The organism is Janthinobacterium sp. C22, assembly GCF_057919405.1.
Genome location: NZ_CP193659.1, coordinates 6,234,585 through 6,253,862, shown reverse-complemented (window position 1 = coordinate 6,253,862; position 19,278 = coordinate 6,234,585). Strand labels below are relative to the sequence as shown.

The following is a 19,278-nucleotide window of genomic DNA, read 5'->3' as shown; positions in this document are numbered from 1 at the left end:
GACGATGAGCGACTGGCTGACGGCAATCGAGAACGACACGCGGGCATCCGTGCTGGTGACGGTGGCCCTGGTGGAAGGTTCCGGGCCGCGCGAGGCGGGCGCGAAGATGCGCGTCACCCTCGAAGGCCAAGTGGACACCATCGGCGGCGGCCACCTGGAATTGCGCGCCGTGGAAATCGCCAAGACCATGCTGACCACGGGCGACACCCGCGCGCGGTTCGAACGTTTTGCGCTGGGCCCCAGCCTGGGCCAATGCTGCGGCGGTGTCGTCCACCTGGCGTTTGAATATGTCGATGCCGGCCTGAAAGAATTGCTGGCCGCCTTGCGTGAACGCCGCCAGCACGATAGCTGGCGCCTGACGGCGCTCGATGGCGAACCCGCCTCTGCGCTGTTCGATGCCGCCGGTAGCTTGATCGCCGGCACACCAGGCCAGGCGCCCGACACGTTTTCACGCGAACGCAATACCCATGTCGCGCAGGGGAGTGAAGGGCGGCGCTGGCTGGTCGACCCCTGCCTGGCGCCGCGCGCCCATCTGACCTTGTTTGGCGCCGGTCACGTGGGGGCGGCCATCGTGCGTGCGCTGGCCCACTTGCCCTGCAATGTCACCTGGGTCGATGAACGCGAAGACATGTTTCTCGCAGCATTGCCGGCGGGGTTGCCAGCTAATGTGCGCATCGCCGCCACCGACACGCCCGAAGAATTCGTCGCCATGGCGCCGCCAGGCGGCAGCTATCTGGTCATGACGCATAGCCATGCGCTGGATCAACGCTTGACGCAAGCCATCATGGCACGCGAGGATGCGGGCTGGTTCGGCTTGATCGGTTCGCACACGAAACGCAAGCAGTTCGAGCACCGGCTGCGGGTGCGGGGCGTGCCGGACGAGCGCATTGCGGCCATGGTGTGTCCGATCGGCATGCCCGGTATCCGCAACAAGGCACCGGCCGTGATCGCCGCCTCCGTTGCCTGTCAATTACTCATGGTGTGGGAGGAAGCGGCCGCTGCCGCCCTGGCCGCACCGCTGCGGCTGGCGTCTGCCAGCGCGCCACCGCGCCGCAAGCAGCGCGCGGTCATTCATCCTTTATAGAAAGAAGTCATGCCGATTGTTCCTGCTACTTTGCAAGCTTACCGTGCCAGCTTGCTGCACTTCCACGCCGATCCTGCTTTCAGCGAAGAGGCGCACGCCTGGCATGCGGACGGCTTGCTGATCGTGGCCGATGGCAAGGTGGTGGCAGCCGGTGATTACGCGCAGCTGCAAGCGACATTGCCGCCTGGCACGCAGATCGTCGATTACCGGGGCAAGCTGATCGTGCCCGGCTTTATCGACACGCATGTGCATTTCCCGCAGACGGAAATGATCGCCTCGCCCGCGCCCGGTTTGCTGCCGTGGCTGGAGACGTATACTTTTCCTACCGAACGCGCGTTTGAGAACCCAGAGCATGCGCGCGATGTCGCCGAGTTCTTTCTCGATGAACTGCTGCGCTGCGGCACCACGACGGCCATGGTGTATGGCAGCGTGCATCCGCAATCGGTCGATGCCTTCTTTGGCGCCAGCGAGGCGCGCGGCTTGCGCATGGTGGCGGGCAAGGTCATGATGGACCGCAACTGCCCCGAGTTCCTGCGCGACACGGCCGAGTCCGGCGCGCGCGACAGCGAAGAGCTGATCCAGCGCTGGCACAAGCACGGCCGCTCGCTGTATGCGATCACGCCCCGTTTCGTGCCGACGTCGACAAATGAACAGATGCACCTGGCGGGCGAGCTGGCGCGCGCCTATCCGGATACCTATTTACAGACCCACGTATCGGAAAACGAAGATGAATGCCGTTGGGTGCGCGAACTGCATCCGCAGGCGCGCAGCTATCTCGATGTGTATGACCACTACGGCATGCTGCGCCCGCGCGCCATGTTCGGCCACTGCATCTGGCTCGATGAGCGCGACCGCGCGCGCATGGCGGAAACGTCTTCGGCGGCCGCCATTTGTCCTACATCAAACCTGTTCCTCGGTAGCGGCCTGTTCGATTTCGAGCGGGCCGATGCGGCAAGAGTGCTGCTGTCGCTGGCTACGGACGTGGGTGGCGGCACCTCGTTCTCGATGTTGCAAACCATGAACGAAGCCTATAAAGTAGCACGCTTGAAAGGCAGCTATCTGCCCGCCTTGCGCATGTTTTACCTGGCGACGCTGGGCGCTGCACGGGCCATGCAGCTGGAAGGTACGCTGGGCAATTTCACGGCAGGCACGGAAGCGGACTTCATCGTGCTCGACAAGCAATCGACGCCGCTGCTCGAGCGCCGCACGGCTGGCTGTCAAAGCCTGGAGGAATTGCTGTTTGCCTTCGCGCTGCTGGGCGACGACCGCGCCGTGGCCGCCACCTATTCAGGCGGGCAATGCGTGCATGTGCGGGGGCAGGGCTGACCTACCCGTTGTTCAACACGAATTATCCTGAGCGAGAACGCGAATGCACAAGAAACTCACTGGCCTGGCGCTTGGCGCCGCGCTGGCATTGACCGGAACGGCGCACGCCGCCAAGGCCGTGGCCACTCCGTCTTCCAACGAAGCGGCCACGGCGCGCCATTTTGCTGCCCTGCTTGCCGGTGCACAGCCGAAGACAGCCGAGTTGAGCCTGTTCTTTTCCATGATGCCCAAGGGCGGTGATTTGCATCACCATTACTCGGGCGCCATTTATGCCGAGCAATTTCTCGACTGGGTCGACAAGGAAAACTATTGCGTCAACAAGACGACCTACCGCATCGAAAGCAACAAGGATGTCGTGGCGGCCGAGCGCGCCAAGCCGGCCGCACAGCGCAGCTGCCTGTCGTCCACGGAAGTGTTCGCCGATGCGGGCCTGTATGCGGAATTGCTGCAGCGCTGGTCGACCAAGGATTTCTATAACCACGGCGCCATCCAGACGCCGCCGGACCGTACCTTTTTTGACACCTTCGGCTACTTCGGTCCCGTGGCGTCGACAAATACGGCCGATGGCCTGAAAGCGCTGAAGCAGCGCGCCATCGCGGAAAACCTCAGCTACATCGAGACGATCTTCGAGCTGTCGCCATTCGTGCAGAACGCGCAGTTCGACCAGCAGGTGCTGGCGCCGGGTTTGCCGCCGGCCGCGTTGCAAGCCGTGCTGGCCAAGTGGACCGCCAGCCTGGAGCAGGATGCCAGCTTCCAGAAGAGCATCACCGCGTATAACGACAATGTGAACGCCAGCAGCGCCGGCATCGACGATGCCAACTTCACCATGCGCTACCAGGCGTATGTGCTGCGTTTCCTGTCGCCATCGCAAGTGTTTTCGTCCATGGTGGCCGCTTTCAAGGCAGCGAGCCTGAATCCGCTGCTGGTGGGTGTGAACATCGTGGGCCAGGAGAGCGTGAACGTGTCCATGCGCGATTACAGCCTGCACATGGAAATGTTCAAGTTCCTCAAGACGAAATATCCGAACGTCAAGATCGCCCTGCACGCGGGCGAGCTGGCGCTGGGCATGGTGCCGCCGGAAGGCATGGCGTTCCATATCGCCGAAGCCGTCGACGTGGCGGGCGCCGACCGTATCGGCCACGGCATGGATATCGCCTACGAGCACAATGCGCTGGCGACCATGCAGAAGATGCGTGAACGGGGCATCCCTGTGGAAGTGAACCTGACCAGCAACGATTACATCCTCGGCATCAAGGGCCAGGCCCATCCGGTTACCCTGTACCGCAAGTATGGCGTGCCATTCGTCATCTCCACCGACGACGCGGGCGTGTCGCGCAATACCCTGTCGAATGAATACGTGCTGTTTGCCAGCCAGTACAAGACCGATTATGCGGAAATCAAAAAGCTGTCGTATAACAGCTTGCGCTATTCCTTCCTGGCGGAAGCGGACAAGCAACGTTTGCTGAAAGCGCTCGATACCCGTTTTACCCGTTTTGAAGCGCAAATTGCCGCGGCCGACAAGGCAGGCAAGAGCAGCAAACCGTAAGTTGCGCGACCTTCGCAACTGATACTTTCAGAGCGGCCGGATCTTCCGGCCGTTTTCCATTTTCCCCTCCAATACCCGCAATGTTGTTTTGTTAATGTTGTGGCGGCCATGCGACACAATTGACGGCAGATACGCGACTTTATCCAATTTCCTGGATGAATCAATTTCAAGTACATATTGCTCATTTATAATCTCGCGCCATAAGCCCGAACGCTGTCAGCACGATATCAATCTCGCTCCTTACCCTATGCTATTTATATTTTAAATATATAAATATGTAAAAAAAATCGTATTTGTCATCCATTTTTTGATGATGCATAGTGGGATGAAGGTGATATTAAAAAGTCACAATTCATCTGGGCGATATCGTATGAAGCTGGGTATTTGCAGTAAATAAAGGTGAGATGCAGAGTGAAACAAACAGTCGCGCAGCTAAATGACGACATTCCTCTGTATTTTTCCGCCGTGTCACAGTCTTGAAATATTTAACAATTACACTCGCGGCTTGCCATGGTGGCCGGCTCAGCATGTCGGGTGAATGACACAGATGCTAGCGCGCTGTGTTGTACGGCCAGGAGACCTCGTTTTCCGTCGTTATTGCTTGAATTGCCAGGGGCTGTGATGTGTGGAGAGGCGTTTGTGATGGTCTTGTCAGGACCGCAGCCAGTCCAGCCGGCGTAACAGTTGCAGCATCGTAAAGAGGAGATCTTGAGTTTGTGTTGCTGTGCGGCGCAGCCGGACGGTGGGGCAATCCAGGATGTTCAAAAATAATAGTCTTTTCTGGGGTTAAAGATGATCAATCACAAGCGACTTCGGCTAACGCAAATCGCGTTCAGCCTGTCTATTGCACTGGCGGCGGCACCATCGTTCGCACAGAACACTACGTCGGCCATCAGCGGACGTATCTCGGCCAATGACGGCAAGCCTGCAGCTGGCGCCCAGGTCAATATCGTTCACGTTGAATCTGGCTCCGTCAGCAACGTGACCACCGATGCCGAAGGCCGTTATGTTGCACGTGGCTTGCGCGCAGGCGGTCCCTACACGATCACCATCACCAAGAATGGCGAAGTGGAAAAACGCGAAGGCGTCTTCATCCAGCTGGCTGAAACGGCCAGCGTCGATGCGACCCTGGGTGCGCAGATGCAAGTGGTGAAAGTCAGCACGAATGCCATCCGCAATCAGGTATTTAACCGCAACAACATGGGCGCCGGCACTAACATCGGCCCGACGGAACTGGCAACCCAGGCATCGATTTCGCGCAGCTTGCAGGATTACGCCCGCGCCGACCCGCGCCTGTCGCAAACGGACAAGGAGCGCGGTGAAATTTCCGTCGCTGGCCAGAACTCGCGCTACAACTCGATGACGATCGACGGCGTGGCCGTGAATGACACCTTCGGTCTGGAAGCTTCCGGTACGGCTACCGGCAAGCAACCGATCTCGATCGAAGCGATCCAGTCGGTGCAAGTGAACGTCGCCAACTATGACGTGACGCAAAAAGGCTACACGGGCGCCAACATCAACGCCGTGACCAAATCCGGCACCAACAAGGTCAAGGGCAGCGTTTACTACGTGTTCCGCAATGACAGCACCGCTGGTGATCGCTATAACGATACGACGGGCGAATACTACGATGCGCCAAAATCGAAGGACACGACCAAGGGCATCACCCTGGGCGGCCCGCTGATCGAAGACAAACTGTTCTTGTTTGCTAACTACGAAGAAACCAAGAGCTCGCGCGGCGCGCCAACCTTCGGTCCGATCGGCAGTGCACAGACCAACGTGGCGATTACCCAATCGGCCATCGATGGCGCAGCTTCCATTGCTAAAGACAAATATGGTATTGATATCGGCAGCCTTGCGGTACCTGGCGGTTCGGAATTTACGGCCAAGGAAAAGTTGCTGAAACTGGACTGGAACTTGACCGACACCCAGCGCATGATGCTGCGTTACACCAAGACTGAACAAGCGGAACCAATCTACACGGGTTTCTCGCCGACCGGCCTGTCGCTGAGCTCCTACTGGTACTCCCAGGAGAAGAGCCTGGAAACCCTGGTTGGTCAATGGACCGCCGAGTGGACGCCGACGTTCTCGACCGAAGTCAAGGTGTCGTCGCGCAAGTACGACAGCGTGCCGCAAAACAATGCCTACCTGCCAGCCATCGGCCTGCAGTTTACCGGCGTATTGCCTGATGGCGCACCTGCAGGTTTGGCAACCGGCAACCGCTTCTTGAACTTCGGCACCGAACAGAGCCGTCAGAAAAACGTTCTGGGCACCAAAACCAAAGACTTCTACGCTGCTGGTACATGGGTGCTGGGCGACCATGAAGTCAAGTTTGGTACCGACTACAGCAAGAATGATGTCTACAATGCCTTCTTGCAAAACGTCAATGGTAATTACACCTTTGGCTGTATCAATACGAATGACAGCACCGATCCAAAGCTTAATTTCCAATACACATTTGGTAAAGTGAATTGCAGTAGCGCGACTGCAGCACAGCGCCAGGCCGCCATCCTGGAAAACTTCAGCCGCGGTCGTCCTAGCTCGTATTCCTATCAGGTGGCGCAGCCTGGCCGCACGCTGGACGATGCGATTGCCAGTTTCTCCCTGAAAAATATCGGCTTGTTCGTGCAAGATACCTGGAATGTCAACAAGCAGCTGACCATTAGCGCCGGCCTGCGCGTCGACGGCACGCGCATCGGCGAAAAGCCGATCTACAATGCGCTCGCAGCTCAGCCAACAGTGGCGCGCACGACGCCAGGTGGCCGTCAAACGGGCGGTTTCGGCATCGACAATTCGCACACCATCGATGGCGAGAACTTGTACCAGCCACGCGTGGGCTTCAATTACAAGTTTGATTCTGCGCGTCCAATGCAGTTGCGCGGTGGTTTTGGCTTGTTCCAGGGCGCTGCTGCCAGCGTCTGGCTGGGTAATCCTTATCAGAATACCGGCATGGCCGTGCAAAACTACACGTGCTCAAGCTCGGCAGGCACTTGCCTGAACAGCGACGGTTTCTTTAATCCTGACCCAACCAAGCAGCCAACCAACTTGGGCGCGGTCATTCCGGCAATGAAGGTCGATGCGCTGAGTCCGAATCTGGCGCAGCCGTCGGTCTGGAAGGCCAACCTGGCGTTCGAACATGAATTGCCATGGATGGGCCTGATTGTCGGTGCGGAATACCTGCGACTGCAAACCAAAGACTCGATCTATTATCAAGAGCTGAACATGGGTGCGCCTACAGCTACTGGTAGCGATGGCCGTCCGTTGTACTATGGCGCGAATGCCTACCTGGAAAAATGCTGGAACTCCACCGGCAGCTTGACTGGTACCTCGGATTGCAGTGCACGTACCAAATCGGGTGCCAACGAGAAGTTTGGTCAAGTACTGATGGCAACAAACACCGACAAAGGCGCGTCCAACGTGTTGACCTTGTCGCTGCGTAGCCCCGTGCGTGATGGCCTGTCGTGGGGTACGTCGTACACCTATAGCGATGCTACGGAAGTGTCGCCGCTGACGTCGTCGACCTCAAGCTCGAACTGGGGCGGCCGTGCTGTCTTCGATCCGAACGAAAACGTGGCATCCAATTCGAACTACCTGGTCAAGGATCGCTTCACGGCGAACGTGAACTGGAGCAAGCGTTTCTTCGGTACTTACAAGACCACGTTCGGTTTGTTCTATGAAGGCCGTACCGGCAAGCCATACAGCTGGACCATCAATAATGACTTGAACGGCGACGGTCTGGCGGGCAATGATTTGATGTACATCCCACGCGCACCAGGTTCGGGTGAAGTCGTGTTCCGTGGCGATACCGCTACTAATCACGCGAACGAAGACGCTTTCTGGGCTGTCGTCAATGCCAATGGTGATCTGCGCAAGGCAAAAGGCGGTGTCGTTGGCCGTAATAAGAGCTTTGCACCATGGACCAACAGCTTCGATGTCCGCATGAGCCAGGAAGTACCGGGCTTCTTCAGTGGTAACAAAGGTATCTTCACTTTCGACATCCTGAACTTCAGCAACTTGCTGAACCGTAAATGGGGCCGCATCAATGAAGTGGCCTTCCAATCGGCTGGTGGCCAAGTGCGCAGCTTTGTCGACTATGTCGGTATGAAAGATGGCAAGTACGTCTATAACACGCGTCCTGTCGTAGAAGGTACGGAAACGCGCCAAGCCAAAGGCGAATCGCAATGGGCGCTGCAAGCAACGATCAAGTACGAATTTTAATGTCGTAGTTGCCTCGTAGTTTGGCAAGATAAAAAACGGCTGGTGGCGACACCAGCCGTTTTTTTATAGACCAGATGGTTTACTCTTTCCCCTTTTCAATACATATCATTCCATGGCTCACTTCCTACGCAATCCGGTCGCCAGCGCGGCCCTGATCCTCAGCCTGTCCGGCTGCAGTAATTTCGCTTCCGCGCCACAGCTTGCGCCCAGCGGCCCGATTGAAGTGAACCTGGTCGCCCTGAACGATTTTCACGGCAACCTCGAGCGCAGCAAATTTACCTATACGAGCGCTGGCGATGCCGGGCGCAAGACGGTGCAGGCCGGCGGCATCGACACCTTGTCCGGCGCATTGAAGGCGTGGCGGCGCGAAGATGCGCAGCTGATCTTTGTCGGCAATGGCGACCTGGTCGGCGCCAGCCCCGCCATGTCGGCGCTGTGGGCGGACGAACCGAGCATCGTCGCCATGAATATGCTGGGCATGAAGGCCAGTTCCGTCGGCAACCACGAATTTGACCAGGGCAAGGCGGAATTGCTGCGCCAGCAGCGCGGCGGCTGCGAATCCGCGCGCGCCGACAAGGCGTGCAAGTTCACGCCCGACTTCAAGGGCGCCAGCTATACCTATATGGCGGCCAATGTCATCGACACGCAAACGGGCAAGTCGCTGCTGCCCGCCTACCTCATCGAAGAGGCGCATGGCGTCAAGGTGGGCCTGATCGGCGCCGTGCTGAAAGATACGCCGTCCGTGGTGACGGCCGCCGGCATTGCCGGCCTGCAGTTTGGCGATGAAGCGGACGCCATCAACGCCACCTTGCCGCAGTTGCGCGCGCAGGGCGTAGGCGTCTTCGTCGTGCTGTTGCACCAGGGCGGCGAGACGAAGGAAGCCGTCGACCAGCCCGATTGCAGCCACCTGAAGGGGGAAGTGGTCGACGTGGTGAAACGCCTCGATCCGGCCATCCAGCTCGTCATCAGCGGCCATTCGCACCAGGGCTATCTGTGCCGCGTCGATGGCCGGCTGGTGACACAAGCGCAAATGGGCGGACACATGCTGACGCGCATCAAGCTCAAGGTCGATCCCGTCAAGAATGCGCTGATCGATGCCAGCGCGCAAAACGTCGTCATGCTGCCAGGCATGTATGAGCCGGACCCGGCAGTGGCAGCCTACCTGGAATCGGTCAAGCAGCGCAGTGCGGCCGAATTGTCGCGTCCCGTGGCCGCCATCGCCGTGCCGAACGTCGGCCGCAGCACCAAGGGCAGCGGCGCTTCCGCGCTGGGCGACCTGGTGGCCGACAGTACCCTGTTCGGCGCACGCGCTGCCGGCGCGCAAATCGGCCTGATGAATAATGGCGGCATCCGCAAGGACCTGGAAGCGGGCGCTGGCCTGATGACGAACGTGGGCCAGAACCAGGCCGTGGTACCGTTTGGTAATACGCTGATCGTGGTGAGTCTGTCCGGCGCGCAAATCCGTACCTTGCTTGAGCAGCAATGGCCGGGCGCCGAGGCGGAAGACAGCAATCTGCTGCAGGTGTCCGAAGGTTTTAGTTATCGCTGGGACAGCACGCGGCCCCAGGGCCAGCGCGTGCTGCCCGGCAGCATCATGCTCAATGGCGTCGCCATTGACGACGGCCAACAATACCGTGTCGCGGCCAACAGTTTCCTTGCCGGCGGCGGCGACCGCTTCACCGTGCTGGCGGCCGGCACGCGCCGTCTGGACACGGGCGTGCGCGACATCGATGCCTTCAGCAATTACCTGATCGACCGCGCGCGGGCCGGCAAGCCGGCCGGCAGCGCCACGGCGGCGGGCCGCATCGTGCGCGTCAAATAATCTACAAGGAATAACCATGCGTCGTTTATCTGTTTCCCTGCTCGTCACTACCCTGTTCGCGGGCACGGCCCACGCCGATTTCACGATACCCGGCTTTGAGCTGGTGCACACCTCGCCCGTGGAAACGAGCTTGACCAATCCCGACCTGCGCGAGCCCGTCGCCGTGTGGAGCGAGCTGTTCGATGGTGCAAAAAAGAGATCGTCATCGCCCAGTTCTATGCCGTCAGCAAGCCGGGCACGGCCTTTGAAAAGGTGCTGGCCAGTTTGACGGCCGCCGGCCAGCGCGGCGTGAAGATCCGCTTCCTGCTGGACCAGAAGGGCGTGGGCCTGTCGGAAGCGGCGACCATCGCGCGGATCAAGGCGATTCCGAACCTGGACTTGCGCCTCATCGATTTCAATAAAATCACGGGCAATGGCATCGTGCACGCAAAATACCTGGCCGTCGATGGCCAGGTCGCGTACATCGGCAGCCAGAACTTCGACTGGCGCTCGTTCGAGCACATCCATGAAACGGGCTTGCGAATCACGGAGCCAGGCATGGTCAGCCAGGTGCAAGCCATCTTCGAGCAGGATTGGCAAGCCCAGGCGCTGACGTCGCAAGGCAGCCGCGCCACGGTGCTCAACAGCAAGGTGGTGCCAGCCAATTACGCGCAAAACGCATTTTTGCTGGCCAGCCCGAACGCGTACAACCCGGCCGGCGTGGGCGACTCGGAAACGGGCTTGCCCGCCTTGCTGGCGCAAGCGCAAAGCGAAGTGCGCATCCAGCTGCTCGATTACGCGCCCCTGTCCTACGGCCCGAACCGCACGCGTCCGTACTACGCCGTGATCGACAACGCCGTGCGCGCGGCCGCCCAGCGCGGCGTGAAGATCAAGCTGATGGTGTCAAGCTGGAACACGGAAGCGCCGGCCATCGTCTACCTGAAAAGCCTGGCCCTGTTGCCGAACGTGGAAATCCGCATCGTGACGATTCCCACGGCCTCGACGGGCTTCATCCCATTCGCGCGCGTGATCCACAGCAAGACCATGAGCATCGACGGCAAGCTGGCCTGGGTCGGCACGAGCAACTGGGCGGGCGGCTATTTCGATTTGTCGCGCAACCTGGAAGTGGTGCTGCGCAACGAGCAGATGGCGCAGCGCATCGCTGCGCTGCATGAGCAGACGTGGAGCTCGGCGTACGCGCAACCCATCGACATCAACAAGCAGTATCCGAAGCCGGCCAAGGCCGCGCCGCAAGGCAAGGAGTAATGGTGGGCATGAAAAAATTATTCTGCGTGCTGGCGCTGGGCGCCGCTTTCGCTTCCGGCAATGCGCTAGCCTGGGGCAATGACGGCCACCGCGCCGTAGGTGCCATCGCCGATCAATTGCTCAAGGGCAGCGCGACGCAGGCGCATATCTCCCAATTGCTGTTACCGGGTGAAAGCCTGGAAAAGATCGCCAACTGGCCCGATTGCGTGAAGGGCACGTATTGCGGCCCCCAATCGCCGGAAATGTTGACGTATGTGGCGGCGAATCCCAAGCATGGCGAATACCACTACACGAATGTACCGTTCCAGAACGTGCACTACCACGACCATGGCGTGGGCACGGCCGACGACGATATCGTGCAAACCTTGAAACAAGCGATCCTGGTGTTGCAGGGCAAGGCCGATGCGGCCAGCAATCCGCACGGCTTCAGCCAGCGCGAAGCGCTGATCCTGATCACGCACCTGGTGGGCGATATCCACCAGCCGCTGCATGTGGGCAATGCGTTTCTCGGCAAGGATGGCCAGTTTTTCGTGCCCGCCACGCAGGCGCAGATCGATGACGTCGCCGTTTTCAATGCGCGCGGCGGCAACGACTTGCTGCTCGACGATGCGAAGATGACGGCCCTGTCGGATGCCGTAATTCCCGCGCCGCTGCCGGCGGAAGCGGGCGATACCAGGCCTGCCGGCAGCTATCCGAAGTCGCCCACCAAGCCCCTGCATTCCTACTGGGATACGACCGTGGTCGATTACGCCATGCGCCGTTTGAGTACGCGCACGCCGCAGCAGTTCGCCAGCACCGTGATCGCCAGCGCGCCCGTGGTGAGCGCCAACAGCGGCGACCCCGTCACCTGGCCGTATCAGTGGGCCGATGCCGCGCTGGCGGCGTCAAAGATTGCCTTTACGGACGTGGTGGCCGGCCCGGCCACGCAGCAGACCAGCCGCAAGGGTGGCGTCTATAACGTCTGGAGCTTGACGGTGCCGGACAACTATCCGGTACCGAGTTCTGCGCTGGCAAAGCAGCAGCTGATCGAGGGCGGCTATCACCTGGCTGCCGTGCTGCAGGCGATCTGGCCACAGTAAGGTGTCATGCGAAAGCGGCCTGCGGGCCGTTTTTTCATGCCAGGGTGATGGCGATTCCCATCTCGCGGAAGGGCGCGACCAGGGCGTCTTCCACATCGCGGTGCACGATGATATCGTTGACCTGGCTCAAGGGCGCGATTTGGAACGGTGACGCCGTGTTGAACTTTTCCGGCGAGGCCAGCACGACGGTGCGGCTTGACGCCTCGCTCAACGCGCGCTTCACGCATGCTTCCTCATAATCGCCCGTGGTGATGCCCGCTTGCGGATGCAGGCTGGATACGCCCATGAAATACAGGTCGGCGCGGATGCGGCCGATGGCTTCCACGGTCGCGGCGCCGACGCCCACGATCGAGTGCTTGTACAGGCGCCCGCCCAGCATCAGCACCTCGATGAACGGGTGATGCACCAACTCGACGGCAATCGACGGGCTGTGCGTGACGACGGTGGCGCGCAAATCGCGCGGCAGCTGGCGCGCCAGCTGCACGGCGGTCGTGCCGCCATCGAGAAACACCACTTGCCCCGTTTGTATCATGGCGCCCGCCGCGCGGCCGATGGCGGGCTTGGCTTCCGCGGAAATCTGTTCGCGCCCCGCAAACGGCGCCAGCGCGGGCGAACGGGGCAGCAGGGGCAGGGCGCCGCCGTGCACGCGCTCAAGCAATCCCTCTTTCGCCAGTTCGCGCAGGTCGCGGCGTATCGTGTCTTCCGACAAGCCCAGAGTGTCGCTGACGGCCTTGGCGACGATCTGGCCTTCGCGCTGGAGCAAGTCCAGCAAGTATTGTTTGCGTTGATGTGTCAGCATGATTTTTCTTGAGTATTCTTGTATTTTCTTGATATTGCACGAGTTTGCATGATAAAGTCGTCGGACGCAAGCACAAGGAGACGATATGCGCGAAGAAAATAGCAAGCAGCAACGGGTCCGCATCCAGCAGGTGCAAACCCTGTCGCACGACTGGTACCTATTGCAGAAGACCACGTTCGATTACCTGCGCCACGACGGCCAGTGGCAGACGCAGACGCGGGAAACCTATGACCGCGGCGATGGCGCCACCATCCTGCTCTACAACAAAGCCAAACGCACGGTGATCCTGATCCGCCAGTTCCGCTTCCCTACCTACCGCGAAGGCCACGATGGTTTCCTCATCGAATCTGCCGCCGGTTTGCTGGAAGAGGCCAGCGCCGAGCAGCGCATCCGCGCCGAGGTGGAAGAGGAAACCGGTTACCGGGTGGGGCAGGTGCACAAGATATTCCAGGCCTTCATGAGTCCCGGCTCCGTGACGGAACGTTTGCATTTCTTTGCCGCCGAATACGATCCCGCCAGCCGCATCGGCGACGGCGGCGGCCTGGCCCATGAAGGCGAGGATATCGAAGTGCTGGAGTTGCCCCTGGCGCAAGCGATACGGATGGTGGCGGATGGGCGCATCTGCGACGGCAAGACCATCATGCTGCTGCAGCATGCGCAGCTGTATTTGATGCCAGCCAAACGGGGGCTGCAGATTCTCGTTGCCGGCCCCTACCGTTCAGGCACGGGCGATGATCCGGCCCTGATGGCGGCGAATGTGGCAGCCATGGAAGTCGTCTGCCTGCCCTTGTATGCCAAGGGACACATGCCCGTGCTCGGTGAATGGCTGGCCTTGCCCATGCTGGCGCTGGCCGGTTCACGCCAGGTGGGCGATGCCGTGTATGAGGAACTGTTCCACGCGCATGCGACGCGTTTATTAAGCCATTGCGATGCCGTGCTGCGGCTTGGCGGCGCCTCCCAAGGGGCCGACCAAATGGTCGAAGTGGCGCGCGGCTTGGGGCTGGCCGTGTTTTTCTCGCTGGACGAGATTGCCCAGGCGTAAAAAAGCGAAGCCCGCGGGCTTCGCTTTTTGTCATTTCAGGGAGCGCCTGAAAAATGCCCAGGGCTAGGCGTCTTGCCGAAGGCAGTACGAATGTACGACGAGGCAAGGCAACGACGCCATGGGTATTTTCTCAGGTGCTCTTAACGCGATTTTACAAAGGGGATACCGATAGCCTTCGGCGCGATGGATTTCGCCATCAAGCCCGCCAGCACGATTACGGTGACGACGTACGGCACCATCTGGATCAGCGAGCCGGGGATGCGGCCCACGACGGGCAAGTCCACGCCTTCAATCTGGATCTGGATGGCGGCGAAGAAGCCGAACATCAGGCAGCCGAGGAAGGTGTAGACGGGGCGCCAGTTGCCGAACACCATGGCCGTCAGGGCCAGGTAGCCGGCACCGGCCGACATGTCGCGCAGGAAGAAGCCGCTTTGCACGATGGCCAGATACGCGCCCGAGAACGAGCACAGGATGCCGGCCACCAGCATGGCCAGGTAGCGCGTCGCTTCCACGCTCACGCCGGCCGAGTCGGCCGCATGCGGGTTTTCGCCGCAGGCGCGCAGGCGCAGGCCGAAGCGCGTGTGGTACAGCAGCCAGTGCACGAGCGGAATCAAGAGGAAGGCTACGTAGACGAGGATGGAATGGCCGCCGATCAAGTGGGCATACACCCAGCCGATGAAGGGGATGTGTTCCACGTACTGCGTGCCCGGCAAGACCACGTCGAACAGCCGCGCCGAACCGAGGTCCGGCGTGCGGCCGCCTTGCTGGAAGAAAAATTGCGCCAGCACGAACGTCAGGCCGCTCATGGCGATGTTGATCGCCATGCCGGCCACCAGCTGGTTGCCCTTTTGCGTGATGCTGACGTACGCCTGCAGCAGGGCCAGGGCGACGCACACGAGCATGCCGGCCGCCATGCCGTAATACGGGTTTTGCGTCGTGTAGGCGACGGCGGCGGAAGCGAAGGCGCTGGCCAGGATCTTGCCTTCCAGGCCGATGTCGATCATGCCGCTGCGTTCGGCAAACAGGCCGGCCATGGCGGCAAAGATCAGGACGGGCGCATTGCGCACGGTCGATACCAGGATGCTGGCGAATTGGAAGTCGTCGAGTGTCATGGTGTTAGCCTTTGGTGCGCTTGAGCAGGGCGGAAATGGCCGGTGCGTAGAAGTTTTCCATGGCGCCGCAGAACAGGATGATCAAGCCCTGGATGAAAATGAAGGTTTCCGTCGGGATATTCGGTTTTTCCAGCGACAGGTCGAAGCCGCCCTGGATCAGGGCGCCGAACAGCACGGCCGACAAAAAGATGCCGACCGGATGCTGGCGGCCCATCAGGGCGATGGCGATGCCGATGAAACCGGCGCCGCCGACGAAGTTGAGCGACAGGTAATGGGTCGAGCCCATGATGGAATTGACGGAACCGAGGCCCGCCAGCGCGCCCGAGATCAGCATGACGACGATGATCATCTTGCTGATCGACACGCCCGCATAGTGGGCCGCGTGCTTGTTGAGGCCCGTGGCGCGCAGCTTGAAGCCCCACGACGAACGCCAGACCATCACGCCGTAGATGACCAGCGCGGCGATCGCCAAAATAAAACTGATGTTCAGCGGCGTGTCGCCCAGCGACGGGAACCAGGTGGAGAGGCGCGGCATTTCGCCGCTTTCCGCAAACACGCGGCTGGCCGTGTTCTGCTCGCCCGGCGGAATCAGGTACTTTACGATAATAAAATTCATCAGGCTGGCGGCGATGAAGTTGAACATGATGGTGGTCACCACGATGTGGCTGCCGCGCTTCGCCTGCAGATAGCCGGGCAAAAAGCCCCACAACGCGCCGAACAGGGCCGCGCCGATCATGGCGGCGGGAATCAGGAGCCAGGCGGGCAGGGTCTGGTCGAAGGCCAGCATGGCGACAGTCAAGCCCAGGCCGCCGATATACATCTGGCCTTCGGAACCGATATTGAACAGCCCGGCCTGCATCGCCACGGAAACCGACAGGCCCGTGAAGATGAAGGTGCTGGCGTAGAACAGCGTGTAGCTCAAGCCTTCCGGATTGAGGATGGCGCTGTGGACGAGGATGGACAGCGATTCGGCCGGGTCTTCGCCCAGCATATAGATGACCAGGGCGGCGACCAGCAAGGCCGACAGCAGGTTTAACATGGGCATGACAAAGGCTGTCGCCCAGCGTGGCAAGTCGTTATTCATGATTTATGCATTCCCCCATCAACAGACCGATGCGGGTGGTATCGAATTCTTCAATTTTCAGTTCGCCGGTGATGCGCCCGCCGCACATGACGAGAATGCGGTCGGCCAGCGCCCGCACTTCTTCCAGTTCGACGGACACCAGCAGGATCGCCACGCCCGCGTCGCGCAGGGCCAGCAATTGCGTATGGATGCTTTCGATGGTGCCGATGTCGACGCCGCGCGTGGGCTGGCCCACCAGCATCAGTTTCGGCTTGGCCAGTACTTCGCGCGCGATCACCACCTTTTGCTGGTTACCGCCGGACAACAAGCCGATGCGCAGGTCCGGGTTGGCCGGGCGCACGTCAAACGTCTTCAGCAGTTCAGCGCAGCGCGCGCCGATGGCCTTGAAGTTGAACAGGCCCCAGCGGTTCTTCAGGTGGTCCTGGTAACCGAGGATGGTGTTCTGCATGACGGAGAAATTTTTCACCACGCCATCGCGCAAGCGGTCTTCCGGAATGTGGGCGATGCCCAGCTCGCGGAAGGCCAGCGGCAAGCCATCGGCATCGTGGCGCTTGGCAAACGGCAAGTCCTTGTCCAGGAAGCGCAAGGTGCCGGACGTGGGCAAGCGCATGCCCGAGAGGATTTCCAGCAGCTCGCTCTGGCCATTGCCCGAGACCCCCGCGATGGCGACGATTTCGCCGGCGCGCAAGTTGAAACCTATGTCGGCCAGCAATTTGACCTGCTGCTCGTCGGCCAATTGCAAATCAGCCACTTCCAGCACCGTGGCACCGGGATTGTACGGTGCACGGGGCAAGTGGCTCTGGATGGGGCGGCCCACCATCATGTTGGCCAGTTCCTCTTTCGAGGTGCCGGCCGTTGCCACGGCGCCCACCACCGTGCCGCCGCGCATGACGGTGACGTTGTCGGTGATTTCCAGGATCTCTTGCAGCTTGTGTGTGATCAGGATGATGGTCTTGCCCTGTTCCTTGAACAGGCGCAGGATTTCAAACAGCGATGCCGTTTCCTGTGCCGTCAGCACGGCCGTCGGCTCGTCGAGGATCAGGATATTGGCGCTGCGGTAAATCTGCTTGAGGATTTCCACGCGCTGCTGCGCGCCGACGGACAAGTCTTCGATCTTCGCCAGCGGGTCGACGTCGAGGCGGTAGCGCGCGCAAATCTCGCGCAATTTCGCTTCCGCTTCCGTGCGGTGGCTGGCCAGGCGAAAACCGCCTTCCGTGCCCAGCATGATATTGTCGAGGACGGTGAAGTTCTCGACCAGCATGAAGTGCTGGTGCACCATGCCGATGCCGAGGTTGATCGCTTCCTGGCTGTTGCGGATAGGCTGTACTTTACCGTCGAGCAAGATTTCTCCGCCGTCGGCACGGTAATACCCGTACAGGATGCTCATCAAGGTCGATTTGCCGGCGCCATTCTCTCCCACCAGGCCGTGGATACTGCCCTTGGCGATGGAGAAGCTGACGTCGGCGTTCGCCTTCACATGTCCAAACTGCTTGGAAATGCTGCGAAATTCTACTGCTGGCTGCATAGGTTCATAACTGGATAGTTTCATGGAAACGCGCCGCGCGGAGACAGGCCCCGGCGGCGCGCTAAAAGATACGGAGAAAAATTAAACCGGGCAGCTGCTGCCGACGCGGTAATCGATCACTTTGATCTTGCCATCGATAATGTCCTTACGCGCACCCAACACGCGTTTTTCGATTTCCGGCGTGATCAGCTTGCGGTTGTTCGCGTCGAGCGCCCAATCCACGCCGCCTTCTTTCAAGCCTTTATAGCTGACGCCGCCCTTCCAGGTGCCGTTCTTGACTTGCATGAAGCTGTCGTAGACGGTGTTGTCGACGCGTTTGACCATCGAGGTCAGGATGCTGCCTGGATACAGATGGTTCTGGTTCGAATCGACGCCGATGGCCAGCTTGCCTTTTTCCTTGGCCATCTGCAGGGTGCCCATGCCGCTGCCGCCAGCGACGGCGAAGACGACGTCGACGCCGCGCTCGAATTGCGAGCGGGCCAGTTCGCCACCCTTGGCCGGGTCATTCCAGGCGCCGGACGTGGTGCCGACCATGTTTTGCGTGATTTCCGCCTTCGCGTTCACTGCCTTGACGCCTTGCGCGTAGCCGCAGGCGAAGTTGCGGATCAGGGGAATATCGATGCCGCCGATGAAGCCGACCTTCTTGCTCTTGCTGGCCATGGCCGCGGCCACGCCCACCAGGTAGGAACCTTCTTCTTCCTTGAAGACGACGGAATTGACGTTGCTGCCGGCGGCCTGGCCGTCGATCAGCACGAATTTCACGTTCGGGAATTCCTTGGCGACCTTTTGCACGGCTTGCGTTTGCGCAAAGCCGATGGCGGCGATCATGTCGAGTTTCTTGCGGGCCAGGCCGCGCATGACTTGCTCGGCCTGCGTATCGCTCGATGCCTGCACTTCGATGAAGGAAATGCCCGTGTCTTTTTTGAAGCGCGATGCGCCTTCGAAAGCGGATTGGTTGAACGACTTGTCGAACTTGCCGCCCGCGTCATACACGACACCCAGTTTTGGGGTAGCCGCGGACGCTTGAGCAGTCAGAAAAACGGCTGCGATCGTCAAACTAAATTGTGTAAGTTTCATGAATTGGCTCCTGGAAGATCGATATTGTATATTTTTTATAGGTGAAACATATAATTTGGGGCCGATTTAGCCTGTTTTTGATGCACGAGGTGATGATTCCTTATCAACATTGCACTGTATTGCACAAGATCATTGCTGGCCTCGTATGCTTTTATGTCGACAGTGTGATGCTCATGCAACAGTCGCGCCCCGTCTCTTTTATAGGTACAACATCGAATGGGGCGGCCGGAGCGGGCTGGGATGCGCCGTCAGTGGACGGGCAGGGCAAGCACGGGACCGGCGCCGCGATGGGCGTCCGAATCACTATGCATCATGCCAG

Annotated in this window: 11 protein-coding genes and 2 pseudogenes; 8 read left to right on the top strand and 5 right to left on the bottom strand. The window is 60.1% G+C overall.

Going from position 1 to position 19,278, the window contains the following annotated elements:
• Nucleotides 1–4: 4 nt before the first annotated feature.
• From xdhC to ACRHIG_RS29280, 7 genes and pseudogenes are all read left to right on the top strand, one after another.
• Nucleotides 5–1,084, top strand: coding sequence for a xanthine dehydrogenase accessory protein XdhC (gene xdhC, locus ACRHIG_RS29310; RefSeq protein ID WP_489628787.1), 1,080 nt, complete (start codon nucleotides 5–7; stop codon nucleotides 1,082–1,084).
• A 9-nt stretch (nucleotides 1,085–1,093) separates the two neighbouring features.
• A complete protein-coding gene (gene guaD, locus ACRHIG_RS29305) occupies nucleotides 1,094–2,410 on the top strand; it encodes a guanine deaminase (RefSeq protein WP_489628786.1) in 1,317 nt (438 codons plus the stop codon).
• Between the two features lie 43 nt (nucleotides 2,411–2,453).
• On the top strand, nucleotides 2,454–3,956 hold the full coding sequence (locus ACRHIG_RS29300; protein ID WP_489628785.1) for an adenosine deaminase family protein: 1,503 nt from the start codon (nucleotides 2,454–2,456) through the stop codon (nucleotides 3,954–3,956).
• Nucleotides 3,957–4,748: 792 nt separating this feature from the next.
• Nucleotides 4,749–8,174: a TonB-dependent receptor gene (locus ACRHIG_RS29295; protein ID WP_489628784.1), complete on the top strand. Its 3,426-nt coding sequence runs from the start codon at nucleotides 4,749–4,751 to the stop codon at nucleotides 8,172–8,174.
• Between the two features lie 112 nt (nucleotides 8,175–8,286).
• Nucleotides 8,287–9,996: a bifunctional metallophosphatase/5'-nucleotidase gene (locus tag ACRHIG_RS29290; RefSeq protein ID WP_489628783.1), complete on the top strand. Its 1,710-nt coding sequence runs from the start codon at nucleotides 8,287–8,289 to the stop codon at nucleotides 9,994–9,996.
• 16 nt (nucleotides 9,997–10,012) lie between these two features.
• Nucleotides 10,013–11,241: pseudogene (locus tag ACRHIG_RS29285) on the top strand (phospholipase D-like domain-containing protein).
• Between the two features lie 8 nt (nucleotides 11,242–11,249).
• Entirely contained in the window at nucleotides 11,250–12,320 is a 1,071-nt protein-coding gene (locus ACRHIG_RS29280) for a S1/P1 nuclease (RefSeq protein WP_489628782.1), read from the top strand.
• Nucleotides 12,321–12,354: 34 nt separating this feature from the next.
• Here the strand turns inward: ACRHIG_RS29280 and ACRHIG_RS29275 are convergent, their stop codons facing one another.
• Nucleotides 12,355–13,119, bottom strand: a complete 765-nt coding sequence (locus ACRHIG_RS29275) for a DeoR/GlpR family DNA-binding transcription regulator (RefSeq protein ID WP_489628781.1) — start codon at nucleotides 13,117–13,119, stop codon at nucleotides 12,355–12,357.
• Between the two features lie 85 nt (nucleotides 13,120–13,204).
• On the opposite strand from ACRHIG_RS29275, the pseudogene ACRHIG_RS29270 reads away from it, so the two are divergent.
• Nucleotides 13,205–13,795, top strand: a pseudogene (locus ACRHIG_RS29270) (NUDIX domain-containing protein); the annotation flags it as partial.
• 506 nt (nucleotides 13,796–14,301) lie between these two features.
• Here ACRHIG_RS29270 and ACRHIG_RS29265 read toward each other — a convergent pair.
• The 4 genes from ACRHIG_RS29265 to ACRHIG_RS29250 all read right to left on the bottom strand — a co-directional run bounded on the left by ACRHIG_RS29265 (nucleotide 14,302) and on the right by ACRHIG_RS29250 (nucleotide 18,959).
• Complete coding sequence (locus tag ACRHIG_RS29265; RefSeq protein ID WP_034754516.1) at nucleotides 14,302–15,273, bottom strand: ABC transporter permease; 972 nt, start codon at nucleotides 15,271–15,273, stop codon at nucleotides 14,302–14,304.
• A gap of 4 nt (nucleotides 15,274–15,277) precedes the next feature.
• Nucleotides 15,278–16,357 carry an ABC transporter permease gene (locus ACRHIG_RS29260; RefSeq protein ID WP_070219324.1) on the bottom strand — a complete coding sequence of 360 codons (1,080 nt, stop codon included), beginning with the start codon at nucleotides 16,355–16,357 and terminating at the stop codon, nucleotides 15,278–15,280.
• On the bottom strand, nucleotides 16,350–17,882 hold the full coding sequence (locus tag ACRHIG_RS29255; RefSeq protein WP_489628780.1) for an ABC transporter ATP-binding protein: 1,533 nt from the start codon (nucleotides 17,880–17,882) through the stop codon (nucleotides 16,350–16,352). The genes ACRHIG_RS29260 and ACRHIG_RS29255 overlap by 8 nt, the downstream gene beginning before the upstream one ends.
• A gap of 81 nt (nucleotides 17,883–17,963) precedes the next feature.
• On the bottom strand, nucleotides 17,964–18,959 hold the full coding sequence (locus tag ACRHIG_RS29250) for a BMP family lipoprotein (protein ID WP_475414084.1): 996 nt from the start codon (nucleotides 18,957–18,959) through the stop codon (nucleotides 17,964–17,966).
• Between the last annotated feature and the right edge of the window lie 319 nt (nucleotides 18,960–19,278).

Bases quoted from the DNA above. Each gene is read 5' to 3' on its own strand.
- xdhC (WP_489628787.1), top strand. From the start codon at position 5: ATGAGCGACTGGCTGACGGCAATCGAGAACGACACGCGGGCATCCGTG.
- guaD (WP_489628786.1), top strand. From the start codon at position 1,094: ATGCCGATTGTTCCTGCTACTTTGCAAGCTTACCGTGCCAGCTTGCTG.
- ACRHIG_RS29300 (WP_489628785.1), top strand. From the start codon at position 2,454: ATGCACAAGAAACTCACTGGCCTGGCGCTTGGCGCCGCGCTGGCATTG.
- ACRHIG_RS29295 (WP_489628784.1), top strand. From the start codon at position 4,749: ATGATCAATCACAAGCGACTTCGGCTAACGCAAATCGCGTTCAGCCTG.
- ACRHIG_RS29290 (WP_489628783.1), top strand. From the start codon at position 8,287: ATGGCTCACTTCCTACGCAATCCGGTCGCCAGCGCGGCCCTGATCCTC.
- ACRHIG_RS29280 (WP_489628782.1), top strand. From the start codon at position 11,250: ATGAAAAAATTATTCTGCGTGCTGGCGCTGGGCGCCGCTTTCGCTTCC.
- ACRHIG_RS29275 (WP_489628781.1), bottom strand. From the start codon at position 13,119: ATGCTGACACATCAACGCAAACAATACTTGCTGGACTTGCTCCAGCGC.
- ACRHIG_RS29265 (WP_034754516.1), bottom strand. From the start codon at position 15,273: ATGACACTCGACGACTTCCAATTCGCCAGCATCCTGGTATCGACCGTG.
- ACRHIG_RS29260 (WP_070219324.1), bottom strand. From the start codon at position 16,357: ATGAATAACGACTTGCCACGCTGGGCGACAGCCTTTGTCATGCCCATG.
- ACRHIG_RS29255 (WP_489628780.1), bottom strand. From the start codon at position 17,882: ATGCAGCCAGCAGTAGAATTTCGCAGCATTTCCAAGCAGTTTGGACAT.
- ACRHIG_RS29250 (WP_475414084.1), bottom strand. From the start codon at position 18,959: ATGAAACTTACACAATTTAGTTTGACGATCGCAGCCGTTTTTCTGACT.